Source organism: Thermotoga sp. 38H-to, assembly GCF_011057665.1.
Taxonomy (GTDB): Bacteria; Thermotogota; Thermotogae; order Thermotogales; family Thermotogaceae; genus Thermotoga.
Genome location: NZ_LNFZ01000001.1, coordinates 71,143 through 85,449, shown reverse-complemented (window position 1 = coordinate 85,449; position 14,307 = coordinate 71,143). Strand labels below are relative to the sequence as shown.

Here is a 14,307-nt window from a genome sequence, read left to right as displayed (position 1 = left end):
TTCCCCCTCACAATTCCAGCGATTCTCCCGGCTCAAGAATCACACATTCAACACTCATTTCCGTCACTTTCTTCTTGAATAGTTCCACATCCGCGAAGATGAGTTCCCATGTTCCATAATGCATGGGAACAACCTTCTTCGGTTTTATCATCGCCGTTGCTCTCACGGCGTCTTCCACGTCCATGACGAAATTTCCACCGATTGGAAGAAACGCTACATCCACGTTCTCTTCTCCGAGAAGTTCCATCTCCCTGGTCAAACCGGTGTCTCCTGCGTGGTATATCTTTTTTCGCTCGAGCGTGATGAGAAAGCCAGCAGGATTTCCTCCGTAGATCATACTGTCTCCATCGAGAATTCCAGAGCCATGAACGGCAGGTGTCATCTTCACCCTGCCAAAATCGAAGAGGTAGCTTCCACCTATGTGCATGGCATGGGTCTTCACACCTTTTTTTCCGAGGTAATGGCAGATTTCGTAGTTGGATATCACCGTGGCATCGTTTTTCTTTGCTATTTCTACAGCATCCCCGAGGTGATCTCCGTGTCCGTGTGTCACGAGTATGTAATCGATCTTTGGAAGATCCTCCAATTTTACAGGACAAACCGGATTTCCTGAAATGAAAGGATCGATGATGATGTTTTTCTTTCCCTCTATCAGCACCACGGCGTGTCCCAGGAATGTGACTTTCATGTTACCACCTCCTACTTTAGATTATACTCTTTTCGGAAATTAACGTTGAAGAAGGAATATGTTCGTTGAAAAATTCTTCTTTCTGTACTGGTTTCTCTTCCAGCGTAATGTTAGAATAGATCTACGCAGATTACATTTCGGGAGGTGGATCCTAAGTGGAAAGCACCAGTCTTCCTCCGTAAAAAAGCAGCCTGAGGAGGTGTGAGAATGAAGATCAAAGTGGAAATTGATCTTCAGGAATTGATCGAAAAAGGAGACTTCAAGACACTCAAAAGAGTTCTCGAACAACAGGATCCCGCCGACGTGAAGGAGATGATTGAAAAGCTTCCGCCTGACCTGAAAGTGGTCGTTTTTAGACTCCTTCCCAAGGATAAGGCCGCTGAAGTGTTCAGCGAACTCGAACCCGATGATCAGTTGGAACTCATAAAACTTTTCAGAGAGGAACGGCTGAAGGAGATTTTCGAATCGATGGATCCAGACGACAAGGTAGAACTGCTCGAAGAGATGCCCGCGAACGTGGTGAAGAAGCTCCTTTCATACCTTCCTCCACAGGAGAGGGAGGAATTGCTTCACATCCTGAATTATCCCGAAGATTCTGCGGCAAGGCTTGCCACCACAGAATACGTAGAGCTTTTCGAGGATATGACCGTCAGGGAAGCACTGGAAAAGGTGAGAAGAGAAGGAAAGAAGAAAGAGAACATCTACTCTCTCATGGTGATAGATAGAACAAGAAAACTCAAGGGAACCGTTGAGCTCAGAGACATGATCGTTGCCGATCCCGATCAGAAGGTATCGGAAATCATGAACAAGGATCCTGTTTTTGTTCACGCCACTGATGACCAGGAACTCGCGGCGGAACTCATGAAGAAATACGACCTGATCATACTACCGGTAGTTGACAGCGAAGAGAGATTGATTGGTGTGATCACCTTTGACGATCTCGTTGACGTCATCGAAGAAGAGGCAACGGAAGACATACAGAAGATGGCCTCAATGAGTGTTACTTACACACCCTATTTCCACACTCCTGTATGGAAGTTTATTTTGAAAAGATCCCCATGGCTTGTGGCGCTTCTTCTTCTTGAAAGTATAAACAGCAATATCATATCAGGCTATGAAAAGTTCCTCGCATCAATACCACTGATAGCAGCCTTTATTCCAACGATGATGGATGCTGGAGGGAACATTGGTTCTCAGATATCTGCTCTCATAATAAGAGGAATGAGTTTAAACGAGATAACCGCAAAAGACTGGTGGAAGGTTCTGCTGAGAGAATCTCTGATAGGTTCTATCTTAGGTTTTATTCTTGCGGGTGTTCTGTACCTGAGGGCTTTTCTGATCTCTTCTGATCCCACATTGAATTTCGCCGTTGCAACAGCCTTACTCGTAGTAATTCTGTATGCAAATATCTTGGGCGCGCTTCTTCCCTTCATCGCCCGTATCTTCAAAATTGACCCGGCCTTCATGGCAGGACCGCTTCTCACCACGATCGTCGATGTGACAGGCATCATGATATATTTCTACGTGGTGCACAGCTTCTTGAGTTGAAGAGGGGAGACCATGGTTAAGCTGATAATCAAGTTTGTCTTGATAATAATCTCTTTCGTTGTGCTGTTTTCAAATGCCCTTCTGGGGCTTCTTTTCTTTTTCTTGCTTTCCCTTCCTGTGGTGAGAAACGCCGTTCTGGGAAGACTTCCGATAAAGCTAAAAAAATCGGTAACGGGCAATGTTTACACTTACGAATACAAAAACGGCCTGAAAATGGACGTGTATTATCCATCTGTGAAGAGAGAGAGTTACCCGTTCGTGCTTTTTGCACACGGTGGGGGATGGATCTCCGGATACAGGAGACAACCCAACAACGTTTCCTGGTATAGATTCCTCAATGCGAACGGTTTCGCGGTAGCGACGTTTGACTACAGATACGGCTACTTTCATTACATCGAAGATATTCTGGAAGATCTGAAAAGTGCTGTCTCTTTCCTGAATGAAAACAGGGAGCATCTGCTGATTAAAAACCTGAATCTCATGGGACTTTCAGCGGGAGGGCACCTTGTTCTGTACCACGCGATGAGATCTTCGAAGGAAGGAAAAAAAGATTTCGATGGTCACGTGGTAGCCTGGTATGCTCCCTGCGATCTTCTCGACCTGTGGAGCATGGAAACATCCTCTCTCTTCGCGAGGTTCTCTGTTGCAACGACGTTGAAGGGACTTCCCGTACGAAAGAAAGAAGATTATGTGTTCTACTCTCCTGTGACCTGGGTGAACCCGAAGGTGCCTCCCACCATGCTGGTTCACGGCATGAAAGACGACGTTGTGCCTTACATCTCATCTGTTAAAATGTATAAAAAACTCAGAGAAAACGGTGTGCAGGCAAAGCTGAGGCTTCATCCGAAGGGGAAACACGGTTTTGAGTTCGTTCTGAAAGATCCTTTGACGGTGAAGATCCTCTACGAAACGGTATCGTTTTTGAAGAGGTGAAAGTGTGTTCGAACACGTAAAGGTGCCTTCCGATTATTCCCTCGGATACGTTCACAGGACAAAGAATGTCCGGATTTCCATTTTGAAGTTCAAATCGACCTATCCAGACGCGGAAAAAGGAACAGATCCTGTGGAGGTGTACATCTTCTCACCGAAGAGGAAAAAAGTGGGGTCGGTGATGATACTTCAGGGACTTGGAAGCCGAAACGTTCTGTATCTTCTTCGGATGGCTTACTATCTTTCCAAAAGGAAGATAGAGGCGATAGTTCCTGTTTTGCCGGGAAACTTCATCCGCGTAGCGCACGGTTCTGTGAGCGGGAAGGACTATTTTTCCTCCGACCTGGGAAAGATGACCAGGTTCTGGGAACACGCTCTCACAGATCTACTCAGTCTTTTGGAACTTTTGAAAGTTAAGAAGATGTGGCACGAGAGGAACTGCCTCTTCGGGTACTGTCTTGGTGGGATGATCGCTGTTTTACTCAACGCGATGAGCAGCGATTTCAAAAAGACGATCATCATGATGGCTGGTGGTGACTTTGCCACTCTGTTCTGGAAGTCACCCACTCTGTCTTTTGTGAGGCGTGAGTTGAGAAGTGGAAAGGGAGAAGAACACGGAATGACAAATGAGAAAAATTTCTACGACACCTACAGAAACGATCTGGAGAGACTGAAGGAATTTTCCTCGGTTCAGGAAATGTTGAATTCAAACATACATCCTCTTTTGAAGCTCGATCCGCTCGCTTACGCGAAGTTCGTGGATACCTCGCGGATCGTGATGATGGAAGCGATGTTCGACAAAGCACTTCCAAAGAGCACAAGAGACATTCTATGGGAGTACCTTGGAAAGCCCAAAAGGATAAGGGTTCCATCAAGTCACGTGAGCTGGCTTCCGTTCCAGATGCTCGCTGCCAGGTACATAGTGAAGCTTCTCAAAGAACAGGGCGCTGAGGATTGAGAGATTGATCTTCTCGCTTTCTTTTATCTTCCAGAATTCCAGCGGATCCGGTTCACCGCAGATATCCAATCCCAGAATCTTTCTCAAGGGAATGTGACGTAGCACGTTGAGGAGTTCTTCCAGTGAAACTCTTCCTCTTTCCCAGCCAGTTATTCCGATATTCAGAACATCTTTGTCAACACTCAGATACACCGGATATCTTCCAAAAAGTTTCAGGATCTTCTGAGGATCTGTTTCGGAGTAAAACACCCTGTGGATCTTTTCCTGCTCCTGAGTGCCTACAACCACAACTTTCACCAGGTGTTTCAGTTTCAGAGCTTTTCTGATCCAGCTGTCGCAGGTGAGAAACTCCTCCTCTCTGGCATCGAGGTGATTGTCGAACACAACCAGTACGAAAGGCCTCTTTATTTTTTTGATGATGAGGTAAGTGAGGTGGTGAAACTCTCCATCCCCCAGAAACGTTACTCCCGGGTGTGGAGGAAGGATGTTTTCAATTTCAGGGATCTTTTCGGGAAGAACCATGTACCTGACACCTTCGATTCTTTTAAAAAACACAAACTCAGCGAGTGATTTCAGAGTCCGCTGTTCTTCGTAAACTCCGTTGAAATCGAGGATGTGGATCTGAGGAGATCTCACACTAGCACCTCCTCAGTTTTCCACCATCCTTTCCAGAAGAGACCTCAAAAGTCCTTTCAGGACTTTTTCCTCCCTCTCTGCTGTTTCGAGAAGAACCCTGGGATCTATCTTCTTCTCTTCGAGTTCACTCCTGTATGCCTCTATCCAGCGTTTCATGGTCCTGGCTCCTACCTCTATATGAAACTGAAGACCCACAGCCTTTTCATAGACGAACCCCTGGTTTTCGTACTTTTCGGAAGTAAAGACCCTGGTTGCTCCATGTGGAAGATCGAAAGTGTCTCCGTGCCACTGGAACACCAGCAGTCTGTCCGGAAATTTCCCGAAGAATCTATCGTCGGAGACCTTTTCGACGAAGAACCAGCCTATTTCCTCTCCGTTTTTTCCCCTGTAGACACTTGCACCAAGAACTTTGGCGAGCATCTGAGATCCCAGACAGATTCCAAGGAAGGGAATTTCTTTCTTCAGAGTCTCTTCTATCAACTGGAATTCGTATTTCAGGAAAGGGAATTTCTCTTCCTCGTAGGCCCCCATGTAACCTCCAAGAAGCACCACGAGGGAGTACTCTTCGAGAGGTCTTTCAAGTTTTTCTCCTTTTGGAGTGTCCAGGTATTCGAAACCCCAGTTCTTCTCCTTGAAGATATCTTCCATCATTCCAAGGTCCTCTATCTCGACGTGTCTAATAGCGAGCACCTTCACATTAGATACCTCCTTCAAGATGAATACTGAAGACACCGTCTTTCAGGTTGAAGAAGAGATCAGGATTGAGATCCGACTCGACAAGGTTCTCGATGGTCTTCAGAAGAAGTCCGTCTTTCTTATCGATGAAGTAAGAGATCCCGCCGGGTACTCTGAACAGAACTTCCAGAACGCAGTCTTCTGCCTCGAAGTAAAGCGGGACGTTCATCTTTTGAAAGCCGAATCTTATATTCAAAACACTGTCTCTTGTTTCAATCCGTGTGAACCTGTTTTCTTCGAATTCGCCCTTCACCGTGAAAGCACCTTCTTCAAATGAAAGTTCAAATGTATCCCTCGGTAGCTCGACCTCCACCATCTTTGGCCCGAGTTTTTTCCAGAGAGAACCCTTCACGATTAGATTTGAACCGACTTTTGATACTTCTATTCCGCTTGACGTGGACACCCTGAGCTCTTCACCCTCGATGAACCTGACAGTGAATCCTCCACTTCTGAACGAAATTCTATTCACACCGGTGAAAACCTGATATTTTCCAGGTGTCGAAACATACTCGTATGGCCACACAAGAAGCAGTATCAGAAAAGCGGAAAAGACACCCACGCTCAGGAAGTACAACCACTTTTTCTTCACGCTGAGGTAGATGAAATAAATACCGAAAGTTATCAGCATCATCGGCCAGAAGAGACCAAGATTGTGAAATATTCTTGTGAAGAATGAAAGAGAGAAAAGATCCAGAAAGATCGTTGTAAGGAGCAGAACTCCCAGGAAAATGAGAAATATACCAAATATTATCTTCATTTTTCATCTCTCCTCAGAAGAAGGAGAACACCAAAGATCACTAACAGAACGGCAAGAACCACCTTCCATGCCACACCGAAGAAGATTGGGAAAAAAGCGGACGCGAGAAAGACGATTCCCAGAAAAATGAGAAGCCCACCGACTAACACTTTCAACCCTTCTGCGTTTTGAAGTGGTTTTTCTTCGCTTTCTGTTTTCACCTCTTCTTCAGGTATGATCAACCAGGCGATCATGTAGAGCAGAAGACCCGCTCCCCACGCGAGTGTGATGAGAACCCAGATCAATCTTACGAGAGTCGGATCGACGTTGAAGTACTCCGCAAATCCTCCACAGACACCCGCTATGATCCTGTTCTTTCTGGACCTTTTGAGCTGTTTCATAAGCATCCCCCCTTTCAGAAGATTTTAACATAAAAGAAATTAGACATCCCTTATTTTATGGTAAAAAATTTATAAAGAAGGTGAGAATATGAAATGCAAACTGGGGTTAGAGAGATGTCCAGATGATATCCTCCGGTGTTTCCCCAGGATTGAGCAATCCTTCGGAGTGGTGATTTTCGGTGCTTCTGGTGACCTCACAAAAAGAAAGCTCATTCCCGCTTTGAACAGGTTGTTCGAGGCAGGTATTCTGCCCGAACGCTTTTTCGTTCTCGGTGCGGCACGAACGAATATGGATGATGAAGAATTCAGATCCAGATTCGAAGCTCATCCCGACTTTTTGAGACATTGCAGTTACATCAGCGTGGATTATCAGAATCTTGAGAGCTTCAAACCGTTGAAAAACACCGTTGACGATCTCATGAAGAAGATCGGCTCCAGTAACCTGATCTTCTACCTTGCTGTTCCACCGGATCTGTACATTCCTATTTTGGAAAATCTCTCGAAGGCTGGATTGAACAGGAAACCCGCGCGCGTCGTGATTGAAAAACCGTTCGGGAAAGACTTGGAGTCAGCCAGAAGATTGGAAGATACTCTTCAGAAACACTTCCAGGAAGATCAGATTTTCAGAATTGATCATTACCTTGGAAAAGAAACCGTTCAGAACATACTGGTGTTCAGATTTGCCAACTTCATATTCGAGGAGATCTGGAACAACAAGTTCGTGGATCACGTTCAGATCACGATGGCCGAAGACATAGGAGTCGAACACAGGGCAGGATACTTCGAAAACGTGGGACTCCTCAGGGATATCTTCCAGAACCACATGCTTCAGATCCTCGCACTGATCGCCATGGAACCTCCTTCTTCTTTCAATGGAGAGAATTTCAGAAACGAGCGGGTGAAGCTTCTCAGATCGATCAGACCGTTCCCTGTGGAGGAACTGGAAAGCTGGATCGTCAGAGGCCAGTATGGAAGAGGGGTTGTGAACGGAAAAGAAGTGCCGGCTTACAGAGAGGAACCGGGTGTGGCCAAAGACTCCAACGTGGAAACCTTCGTTGCCATGAAACTCTTCATAGACAACTGGAGATGGAGCGGTGTACCCTTCTATCTGAGGTCCGGGAAGAGACTCCCCAAGAAAATAACCGAGGTTGCTGTTGTTTTCAAGAAGATTCCTCATTCGATCTTTGCCGGTGTACCTTCTGATGAACTGGAGCCGAACACGATAGTTTTCACCTTGCAGCCAAACGAGGGAATCTCTCTTGAGTTTCAGGTGAAAAGGCCCTGTCCCGGCATGTTTCCACAGCTTCTCAGTATGGACTTCAGATACGAGGATTACTTTGGAGTGAAACTGCCCGACGCTTACGAAAGACTCCTTCTGGACGTGATACTTGGAGATCCTACACTTTTCATGAGAAGAGACGACCTCGAAGTTTCCTGGGAACTTCTCGATCCCGTTCTCAAAGCCTGGGAAAACGATCCCGTTCGCTTTTCACCTTATGTGTATCCGGCGGGAACGTGGGGACCGAGAGAAGCCGATCTACTCATAGAAAGGGACGGTAGAAAATGGAGAAAACTGTGATATACCTGCTCGAAGATGGGTACGTTGATTTTGTAGTCGAGAAAATTCGCACAAAGATGGAAAAACTTCTCGAGGAAAAGGATAAGATCTTCGTCGTTCTCGCCGGCGGGAGAACCCCACTTCCCGTTTATGAGAAACTGGCAGAACAGAAGTTCCCATGGAATCGCATCCACTTCTTTTTGAGCGACGAGCGGTACGTGCCCCTCGACTCAGATCAAAGCAATTTCAGGAACATAAACGAGGTTCTTTTCAGCAGAGCAAAGATCCCTTCCGGTAATGTTCACTACGTTGACACTTCTCTTCCTATTGAAAAAGCCTGCGAGAAATATGAAAGGGAGATAAGATCGATCACCGACCAGTTCGACCTCGCTATTCTTGGAATGGGTCCCGATGGCCATGTCGCGTCCATATTCGACTTGGAAACGGGAAATAAAGACAACCTTGTGACTTTCACAGATCCTTCCGGTGACCCTAAGGTTCCCAGAGTCACCCTGACGTTTCGTGCACTGAACACATCACTGTACGTGCTCTTTCTCATCAGGGGAAAAGAAAAGATAAACAGACTAGCGGAAATTCTAAAGGAAGAACCTCTTCCTGCCTACTTTGTGAGGGGCAAAGAGAAGACCGTCTGGCTTGTGGGAAAATAATTCGGAAATTGAAACTTATTCCAGTATGTGGTATTATTATGAAAAAAGAGAAGCGAGGTCGAAGGTTGTGATCTCTGAGAAAGTCTTCAAGCCAGTCTTCAAACTGTTCAGACGAAGAACGGGTGTTTTGGCTTTTGTTGGAATGATCATTCTTTTGTTTTACATCTTTCTGGCCATCTTTGCTCCTGTTCTTGCCCCCTACGATCCCACTGTGCGAGTGGGAAGGTCTTTGCAACCTCCTTCAGAGAAACACATATTCGGTACCGACAATCTCGGAAGGGATGTCTTCAGCAGGGTGATCTATGGCTCGAGAATCGCTCTGATGGTGGCGTTCCTTGCCGTTGCCATAGCGTCCACGATAGGTATTCCCCTCGGTTTGATCTCTGGTTACGTTGGAGGGGTTTTCGACCGTGTTTTAACCCTTGTTATGGATGCTGTTTATTCTTTTCCGGGTCTGATTCTTGCCATAGCAGTTGCGGCAGTTTTGGGACCCGGAATGATGAACATAGCCGTTTCAATCGCCGTCGTTTATGCGCCCACATATTTCAGAGTGGTGAGAAACCAGGTCACGAGTGTGAAAAACGAACTCTACGTGGAAGCGGCAAGGGCGCTCGGTGCGAAAGATTGGGAAATCTTGGTCAAATACGTGCTTCCCAACGTTTTCCCATCGATAGTGGTGGTTCTCTCAATGAACCTCGCTGATGCGATCATGACGGAAGCGGGACTCAGTTTTCTTGGACTTGGAATAGCTCCTCCCACTCCGGACTGGGGATTCGACCTCAGCAACGGCCAGAGGTTCATCCTGAGTAGAGCCTGGTGGGGAGTGTTGTTCCCCGGCCTTGCAATCATCACTTCCGTTCTTGGTTTTTCCATGTTCAGTGAAGGATTGAGCGAAATTCTCAATCCGAATATCGGGGAGAGAAGCAAATGAAGGTGCTCGAACTGAAAAACGTGAGCGTGAGATACAAAACTGGAGAAAAAACTGTGAACGCCGTCGAAAACGTCTCCTTTCACCTAGAGAAAGGTGAAACCCTGGGTCTCGTCGGTGAATCCGGCTGTGGAAAGTCTACCCTCGGTTTTTCCATAATGCGGCTTCTTCCAAAAGGAACAAAGATTGATGGGAGTATAAAAATTGAAGGAATAGATATTTCATCTCTTTCGGACGAGGAAATGAGACAGATAAGAGGTTCAAAAGTTGCGATGATTTTCCAGGATCCGATGACGTCGCTCAATCCGATTCTCAGGATAGAGGATCATTTTGTAGAGATGATCCTCACCCACAGACCCGAACTGAGTAAGGAGGACGCCAGAGAACTTGCAGCGAAGGCCTTAGAAGATGTCGGGATAAACAGGAACAGACTGAAGGATTACCCGTTTCAGTTCAGCGGTGGAATGAGACAGAGGGTGATGATCGCCCTCTCCATAGTTCTCAATCCCGCTGTTTTGATCGCCGATGAACCCACTACATCTCTGGATGTGATAGTTCAGGCTCAGATAATGGAACTGCTTGAGAAGTTGACGAAAGAGCACAGAACCGCCATGATTCTGATCACCCACGATATGGGACTGGTCGCGGAAGCCGCAGACAGAATAGGGGTGATGTACGCAGGGCACCTCGTGGAACTCGCATCGAAAGAGAGGATATTCACCAATCCTCTTCATCCATACACCGTTGGTCTTCTGAGGTCTATTCCGAACACGGACGTGAACGATAAAGAACTGAGATACATTCCAGGCTCTCCTCCTGATCTTTCGAATCCCCCTGAAGGTTGCAGGTTCGCTCCAAGATGTGAGAAGGCAATGAAAATTTGCTGGGAGAAAGAACCACCGGAGTTCGAAATAGATGGAACGCGCGTGAAATGTTGGCTTTACGGAGGAGATCAAAATGGCACTGATTGAAGTGCAGAACCTTAAAAAGTATTTCCCTGTGAAACAGGGACCGATAGATGTGCTTTTGAGAAAACCCAGGAAGTTTGTGAAAGCGGTGGATGGTGTGAATTTTCAGATTGATGAAGGAAAGAGTCTGGGGCTGGTGGGGGAGTCGGGATCCGGAAAAACCACAACGGGAAGAGTCATTCTGAGACTTGAAGAACCCACCGATGGCAAAATCATTTTTGATGGTAGAGATATCACAAAACTCTCAAAAGAAGAAATGAGGAAGCTGAGAAAAGAAATGCAGATCATCTTTCAAGATCCAATGGCCTCTCTGAATCCATATATGAGGGTGGGAAAAGCCATAGAACACGCCCTTGAAATTCACGGAATCGGAGACAGATCGTCGAGAAAAGAGATGGTGCTTGAGATGTTGAGGAGAGTGAATCTGGAGCCCGCGGAGGATATCTACAGAAGGTATCCGAGGGAGCTTTCCGGTGGCCAGAGGCAAAGAGTTGTCATTGCCCGTGCTTTGATTTTGAAACCCCGTCTGGTGGTGGCAGATGAAGCGGTGGCTATGCTCGATGTTTCCGTGAGATCGCAGTTGTTGAGGCTCCTTCAGGAACTCAGAAAGGAATTCAACCTCACCATGCTCTTCATCACACACGACCTCGCTACGACCAAATACGTCTGCGACGAAATCGCGGTGATGTACCTCGGAAAGATTGTGGAGATCGGTGATTTTGAGGACATATACCTCAATCCAAAGCATCCTTACACACAGGCTCTTATATCCGCCGTACCGGAACCTTCTCTCAAGAAGAAAAAGAAGTTCATCCCTGAGGGAGAAACACCAAACCCGATAGACGTGCCATCTGGTTGTAGATTCCACCCGCGCTGCCCTTACAGAATGGATATCTGTATGAAAGAAGAACCTCAACTCAAGGCTGTGGAGGAAAATCATAAGGTGGCATGTCATCTTTACAACTGAAGGGAGGTAGTGGGTATGAAAAAGTTAGTCTGGTTGTTTCTGATCTTAACAGTAACGCTCTCCTTCGCGGCAAAAGACATCATCGTGGTGGGTACAACGGACAAAATCAGAACTCTCGATCCTGCCAACTGTTACGATTACTTTTCTTCAAACATCCTTCAAAACGTCATGGTTGGACTGGTTGATTACGAAATAGGAACCAGCGTTCTCAAGCCCGTTCTGGCAGAGAGATGGGAAGTCGATGAAACAGGAACGGTTTACACGTTCTATCTGAGAAAGGATGCAAAGTTCGAGGATGGAACACCCATCGATGCACACGTCTTCAAGTACTCTTTCGACAGGGTGATGAAACTGAATGGAGATCCGGCATTCTTACTCTCTGATGTCGTCGAAAAAACAGAAGTGGTGGACGACTACACCTTCCGTGTAACTCTGAAGTATCCATTCTCTGCGTTCGTTTCCGTCCTCGGTTACACCGTTGCGTATCCGGTGAATCCGAAGGTTTATCCAGCTGATTCCTTCTACGAAGGTATCCCGTCAGCTTCTGGTCCATACAGGGTCAAGGAATGGATCAGAGATGTGAGAATCGTTCTCGAAGCGAATCCGAACTACTTCGGTGAAAAACCAAAGACAAAGACCATCGTGATCAATTTCTATGAGAACGCTTCCACACTCAGATTGGCACTCGAGACGGGAGAAATCGATGTCGCTTACAGACATCTCGACCCCAGAGATGTTATCGATCTCGAGGGAAGAGAAGACATCGTCGTTTACAAAGGTAACAGTCCACAGATCAGATATCTGGTGATCAACGTCACACAACCCCCGTTCGACAACGTGAAGGTGAGACAGGCACTCGCCTATTCGGTGAACAGAGATGTCATAGTTGAAGATGTGTTCGTGGGACTTGCAAAACCACTGTACTCGATGATCCCGGAAGGCATGTGGGGACACAAGGATGTTTTCCCTGAAAGAGACCTAGAAAAGGCAAGAGCGCTCCTCAAGGAAGCTGGCTACGATGAGAACAATCCCCTCGTGATAGACCTGTGGTACACACCTTCACACTACGGAACGACAGAAGCGGATGTCGCTCAGGTGCTGAAAGAGTCGTTCGAAGAAACCGGTGTCATAAAAGTGAACCTGAAGTATGCGGAGTGGTCCACCTACGTGGAGTACTTCCTGAACGGAACGATGGGTCTCTTCCTCCTTGGATGGTACCCCGATTACCTTGATCCGGATGACTACGTCTGGCCGTTCCTCAGTGAGAGTGGTGCGAAATCCCTCGGTAGCTTCTACTCGAATCCTGAGGTAGAAAACCTGATGATAGAAGCGAGAAAACTCACCGATCTGGAAAAGAGAACAGAGATCTACTACAAAGTCCAGGAGATTCTTGCAAGGGATGTTCCTTACATACCGCTCTGGCAGGGAGTTGCAACCTGTGCAGCGAAAAAACAGGTGAAAGGAATTCTGCTTGAACCCACACAGATATTCAGATACTACATACTCTACTGGGAAGAGTGAACTCCGCCGCCCCTTCCCGGGGCGGCTTTCGGAGGTGCCGTGATGTCTCTTAAAAACTACGTGATAACAAGAATTCTCCTCGCTGCCCCCATGATATTCATCCTTCTGGCACTCATATTCCTGGTGCTCAGGATCATACCCGGGGATCCGGTGCTCGCTATTCTCGGAGGGAAAGCACCGAAGGAGGTCATCGAACAAAAGAGACACGAACTCGGTCTCGATAAACCTATCATCGTCCAGTTTTTCGATTACATCGGAGATCTTCTCAAAGGTGACCTGGGAAAATCTACACTGACGGGAAGACCCGTTTGGGAAGAAATAAAGGAGAGATTTCCCGCGACTTTGGAGCTGACACTCTTCGCTTTCATCGTAGCCGTTCTCATAGGCATCTTCTGGGGAAGCTTCGCTGCGTACAAAAGGGACAGTGGAGTTGATATAGGTGCCAGGATGTTTTCAATGGTGATGTACGCGGTTCCGGTTTTCTGGTTCGGTTTGATGATGCAGTACATCTTCGGAGTTATCTTGAGATGGCTTCCCGTTGGCGGACGATTGTCACCCACTATGAATTTGAAAGTGATAACGGGTATCTATTCGATAGATGCGCTTTTCACAGGAAACTGGGAAGCGCTGAAAGACGTTTTCGAACATCTCTTACTTCCGGGACTCACGCTCGGCCTTGTGATCTCCAGCGTCTTTGTCCGTATGGTGAGAAACAACACCGTTTTAACACTGGCCCAGGATTTCGTGAAGGCGGCTCGTGCTCGCGGTTTGAAGGAGAGGGTGGTTCTGTTCAGGTACGCCCTGAAAAACGCTCTGGTACCCATCTTCACGATGATGGGATTGCAGTTCGCACTCCTTCTGGGAGGTGCGGTCCTCACAGAAACCACTTTCTCATGGCCCGGTCTTGGAAGTTATCTTGTGATGAAGATCAGGTACAGGGACTTTCCTGCCATACAGGGCACGGTCGTTTTCTTCGCTTTGATCGTGGTGGTGATAAGCATTCTCGTCGACGTGATCAACGCTCTGATAGATCCCAGGGTGAGATATTGAAAAGAGCGGGACACG

At 46.9% G+C, this 14,307-nt stretch carries 15 protein-coding genes; 10 read left to right on the top strand and 5 right to left on the bottom strand.

Translation table 11 applies throughout. The features are described from left to right. Positions 1–7: 7 nt before the first annotated feature. On the bottom strand, positions 8–688 hold the full coding sequence (locus tag AS158_RS00460; RefSeq protein WP_011944003.1) for a metal-dependent hydrolase: 681 nt from the start codon (positions 686–688) through the stop codon (positions 8–10). A gap of 207 nt (positions 689–895) precedes the next feature. On the opposite strand from AS158_RS00460, the gene mgtE reads away from it, so the two are divergent. From mgtE to AS158_RS00445, 3 genes are read left to right on the top strand one after another with little or no spacing between them, the layout of a single operon-like run. Next, entirely contained in the window at positions 896–2,236 is a 1,341-nt protein-coding gene (gene mgtE / locus AS158_RS00455; RefSeq protein ID WP_011944004.1) for a magnesium transporter, read from the top strand. Between the two features lie 12 nt (positions 2,237–2,248). Beyond that, positions 2,249–3,169: an alpha/beta hydrolase gene (locus AS158_RS00450; RefSeq protein WP_165304297.1), complete on the top strand. Its 921-nt coding sequence runs from the start codon at positions 2,249–2,251 to the stop codon at positions 3,167–3,169. A 4-nt stretch (positions 3,170–3,173) separates the two neighbouring features. Further along, positions 3,174–4,124 carry a hypothetical protein gene (locus AS158_RS00445; RefSeq protein ID WP_038053405.1) on the top strand — a complete coding sequence of 317 codons (951 nt, stop codon included), beginning with the start codon at positions 3,174–3,176 and terminating at the stop codon, positions 4,122–4,124. Here AS158_RS00445 and AS158_RS00440 read toward each other — a convergent pair. From AS158_RS00440 to AS158_RS00425, 4 genes are read right to left on the bottom strand one after another with little or no spacing between them, the layout of a single operon-like run. Beyond that, positions 4,038–4,760 (bottom strand): hypothetical protein, encoded by a 723-nt coding sequence (locus tag AS158_RS00440; protein WP_038053407.1) that lies wholly within the window; start codon positions 4,758–4,760, stop codon positions 4,038–4,040. The genes AS158_RS00445 and AS158_RS00440 overlap by 87 nt on opposite strands. A gap of 12 nt (positions 4,761–4,772) precedes the next feature. Next, a complete protein-coding gene (locus AS158_RS00435) occupies positions 4,773–5,456 on the bottom strand; it encodes a type 1 glutamine amidotransferase (protein WP_038053410.1) in 684 nt (227 codons plus the stop codon). Between the two features lies 1 nt (position 5,457). Beyond that, entirely contained in the window at positions 5,458–6,252 is a 795-nt protein-coding gene (locus AS158_RS00430) for a hypothetical protein (RefSeq protein WP_038053413.1), read from the bottom strand. Continuing rightward, positions 6,249–6,632 carry a PspC domain-containing protein gene (locus tag AS158_RS00425; protein ID WP_038053416.1) on the bottom strand — a complete coding sequence of 128 codons (384 nt, stop codon included), beginning with the start codon at positions 6,630–6,632 and terminating at the stop codon, positions 6,249–6,251. Before AS158_RS00425 ends, AS158_RS00430 begins: the two co-directional genes overlap by 4 nt. A gap of 88 nt (positions 6,633–6,720) precedes the next feature. Here AS158_RS00425 and zwf point away from each other — a divergent pair, with 88 nt between their 5' ends. The 7 genes from zwf to AS158_RS00390 are packed head-to-tail and all read left to right on the top strand — an operon-like array spanning position 6,721 to position 14,292. Beyond that, positions 6,721–8,211: a glucose-6-phosphate dehydrogenase gene (gene zwf / locus AS158_RS00420; RefSeq protein ID WP_165304296.1), complete on the top strand. Its 1,491-nt coding sequence runs from the start codon at positions 6,721–6,723 to the stop codon at positions 8,209–8,211. Continuing rightward, complete coding sequence (gene pgl, locus AS158_RS00415) at positions 8,196–8,858, top strand: 6-phosphogluconolactonase (RefSeq protein ID WP_165304295.1); 663 nt, start codon at positions 8,196–8,198, stop codon at positions 8,856–8,858. The genes zwf and pgl overlap by 16 nt, the downstream gene beginning before the upstream one ends. A gap of 25 nt (positions 8,859–8,883) precedes the next feature. Continuing rightward, positions 8,884–9,789 (top strand): ABC transporter permease, encoded by a 906-nt coding sequence (locus tag AS158_RS00410; protein WP_165304294.1) that lies wholly within the window; start codon positions 8,884–8,886, stop codon positions 9,787–9,789. Next, positions 9,786–10,757: an ABC transporter ATP-binding protein gene (locus AS158_RS00405; RefSeq protein ID WP_004080229.1), complete on the top strand. Its 972-nt coding sequence runs from the start codon at positions 9,786–9,788 to the stop codon at positions 10,755–10,757. Before AS158_RS00410 ends, AS158_RS00405 begins: the two co-directional genes overlap by 4 nt. Further along, positions 10,744–11,721 (top strand): ABC transporter ATP-binding protein, encoded by a 978-nt coding sequence (locus AS158_RS00400; RefSeq protein WP_004080230.1) that lies wholly within the window; start codon positions 10,744–10,746, stop codon positions 11,719–11,721. Before AS158_RS00405 ends, AS158_RS00400 begins: the two co-directional genes overlap by 14 nt. 15 nt (positions 11,722–11,736) lie before the next feature. Further along, positions 11,737–13,242, top strand: a complete 1,506-nt coding sequence (locus AS158_RS00395) for an ABC transporter substrate-binding protein (RefSeq protein ID WP_004080231.1) — start codon at positions 11,737–11,739, stop codon at positions 13,240–13,242. A 42-nt stretch (positions 13,243–13,284) separates the two neighbouring features. Then, on the top strand, positions 13,285–14,292 hold the full coding sequence (locus AS158_RS00390; protein ID WP_004080232.1) for an ABC transporter permease: 1,008 nt from the start codon (positions 13,285–13,287) through the stop codon (positions 14,290–14,292). The last annotated feature ends 15 nt before the right edge of the window (positions 14,293–14,307 follow it).

Coding starts and splice junctions, on each gene's coding strand:
- pgl (WP_165304295.1), top strand. CDS start 8,196: ATGGAGAAAACTGTGATATACCTGCTCGAAGATGGGTACGTTGATTTT.
- AS158_RS00395 (WP_004080231.1), top strand. CDS start 11,737: ATGAAAAAGTTAGTCTGGTTGTTTCTGATCTTAACAGTAACGCTCTCC.
- AS158_RS00460 (WP_011944003.1), bottom strand. CDS start 688: ATGAAAGTCACATTCCTGGGACACGCCGTGGTGCTGATAGAGGGAAAG.
- mgtE (WP_011944004.1), top strand. CDS start 896: ATGAAGATCAAAGTGGAAATTGATCTTCAGGAATTGATCGAAAAAGGA.
- AS158_RS00405 (WP_004080229.1), top strand. CDS start 9,786: ATGAAGGTGCTCGAACTGAAAAACGTGAGCGTGAGATACAAAACTGGA.
- AS158_RS00400 (WP_004080230.1), top strand. CDS start 10,744: ATGGCACTGATTGAAGTGCAGAACCTTAAAAAGTATTTCCCTGTGAAA.
- AS158_RS00430 (WP_038053413.1), bottom strand. CDS start 6,252: ATGAAGATAATATTTGGTATATTTCTCATTTTCCTGGGAGTTCTGCTC.
- AS158_RS00390 (WP_004080232.1), top strand. CDS start 13,285: ATGTCTCTTAAAAACTACGTGATAACAAGAATTCTCCTCGCTGCCCCC.
- AS158_RS00425 (WP_038053416.1), bottom strand. CDS start 6,632: ATGAAACAGCTCAAAAGGTCCAGAAAGAACAGGATCATAGCGGGTGTC.
- AS158_RS00410 (WP_165304294.1), top strand. CDS start 8,884: ATGTGGTATTATTATGAAAAAAGAGAAGCGAGGTCGAAGGTTGTGATC.
- zwf (WP_165304296.1), top strand. CDS start 6,721: ATGAAATGCAAACTGGGGTTAGAGAGATGTCCAGATGATATCCTCCGG.
- AS158_RS00450 (WP_165304297.1), top strand. CDS start 2,249: ATGGTTAAGCTGATAATCAAGTTTGTCTTGATAATAATCTCTTTCGTT.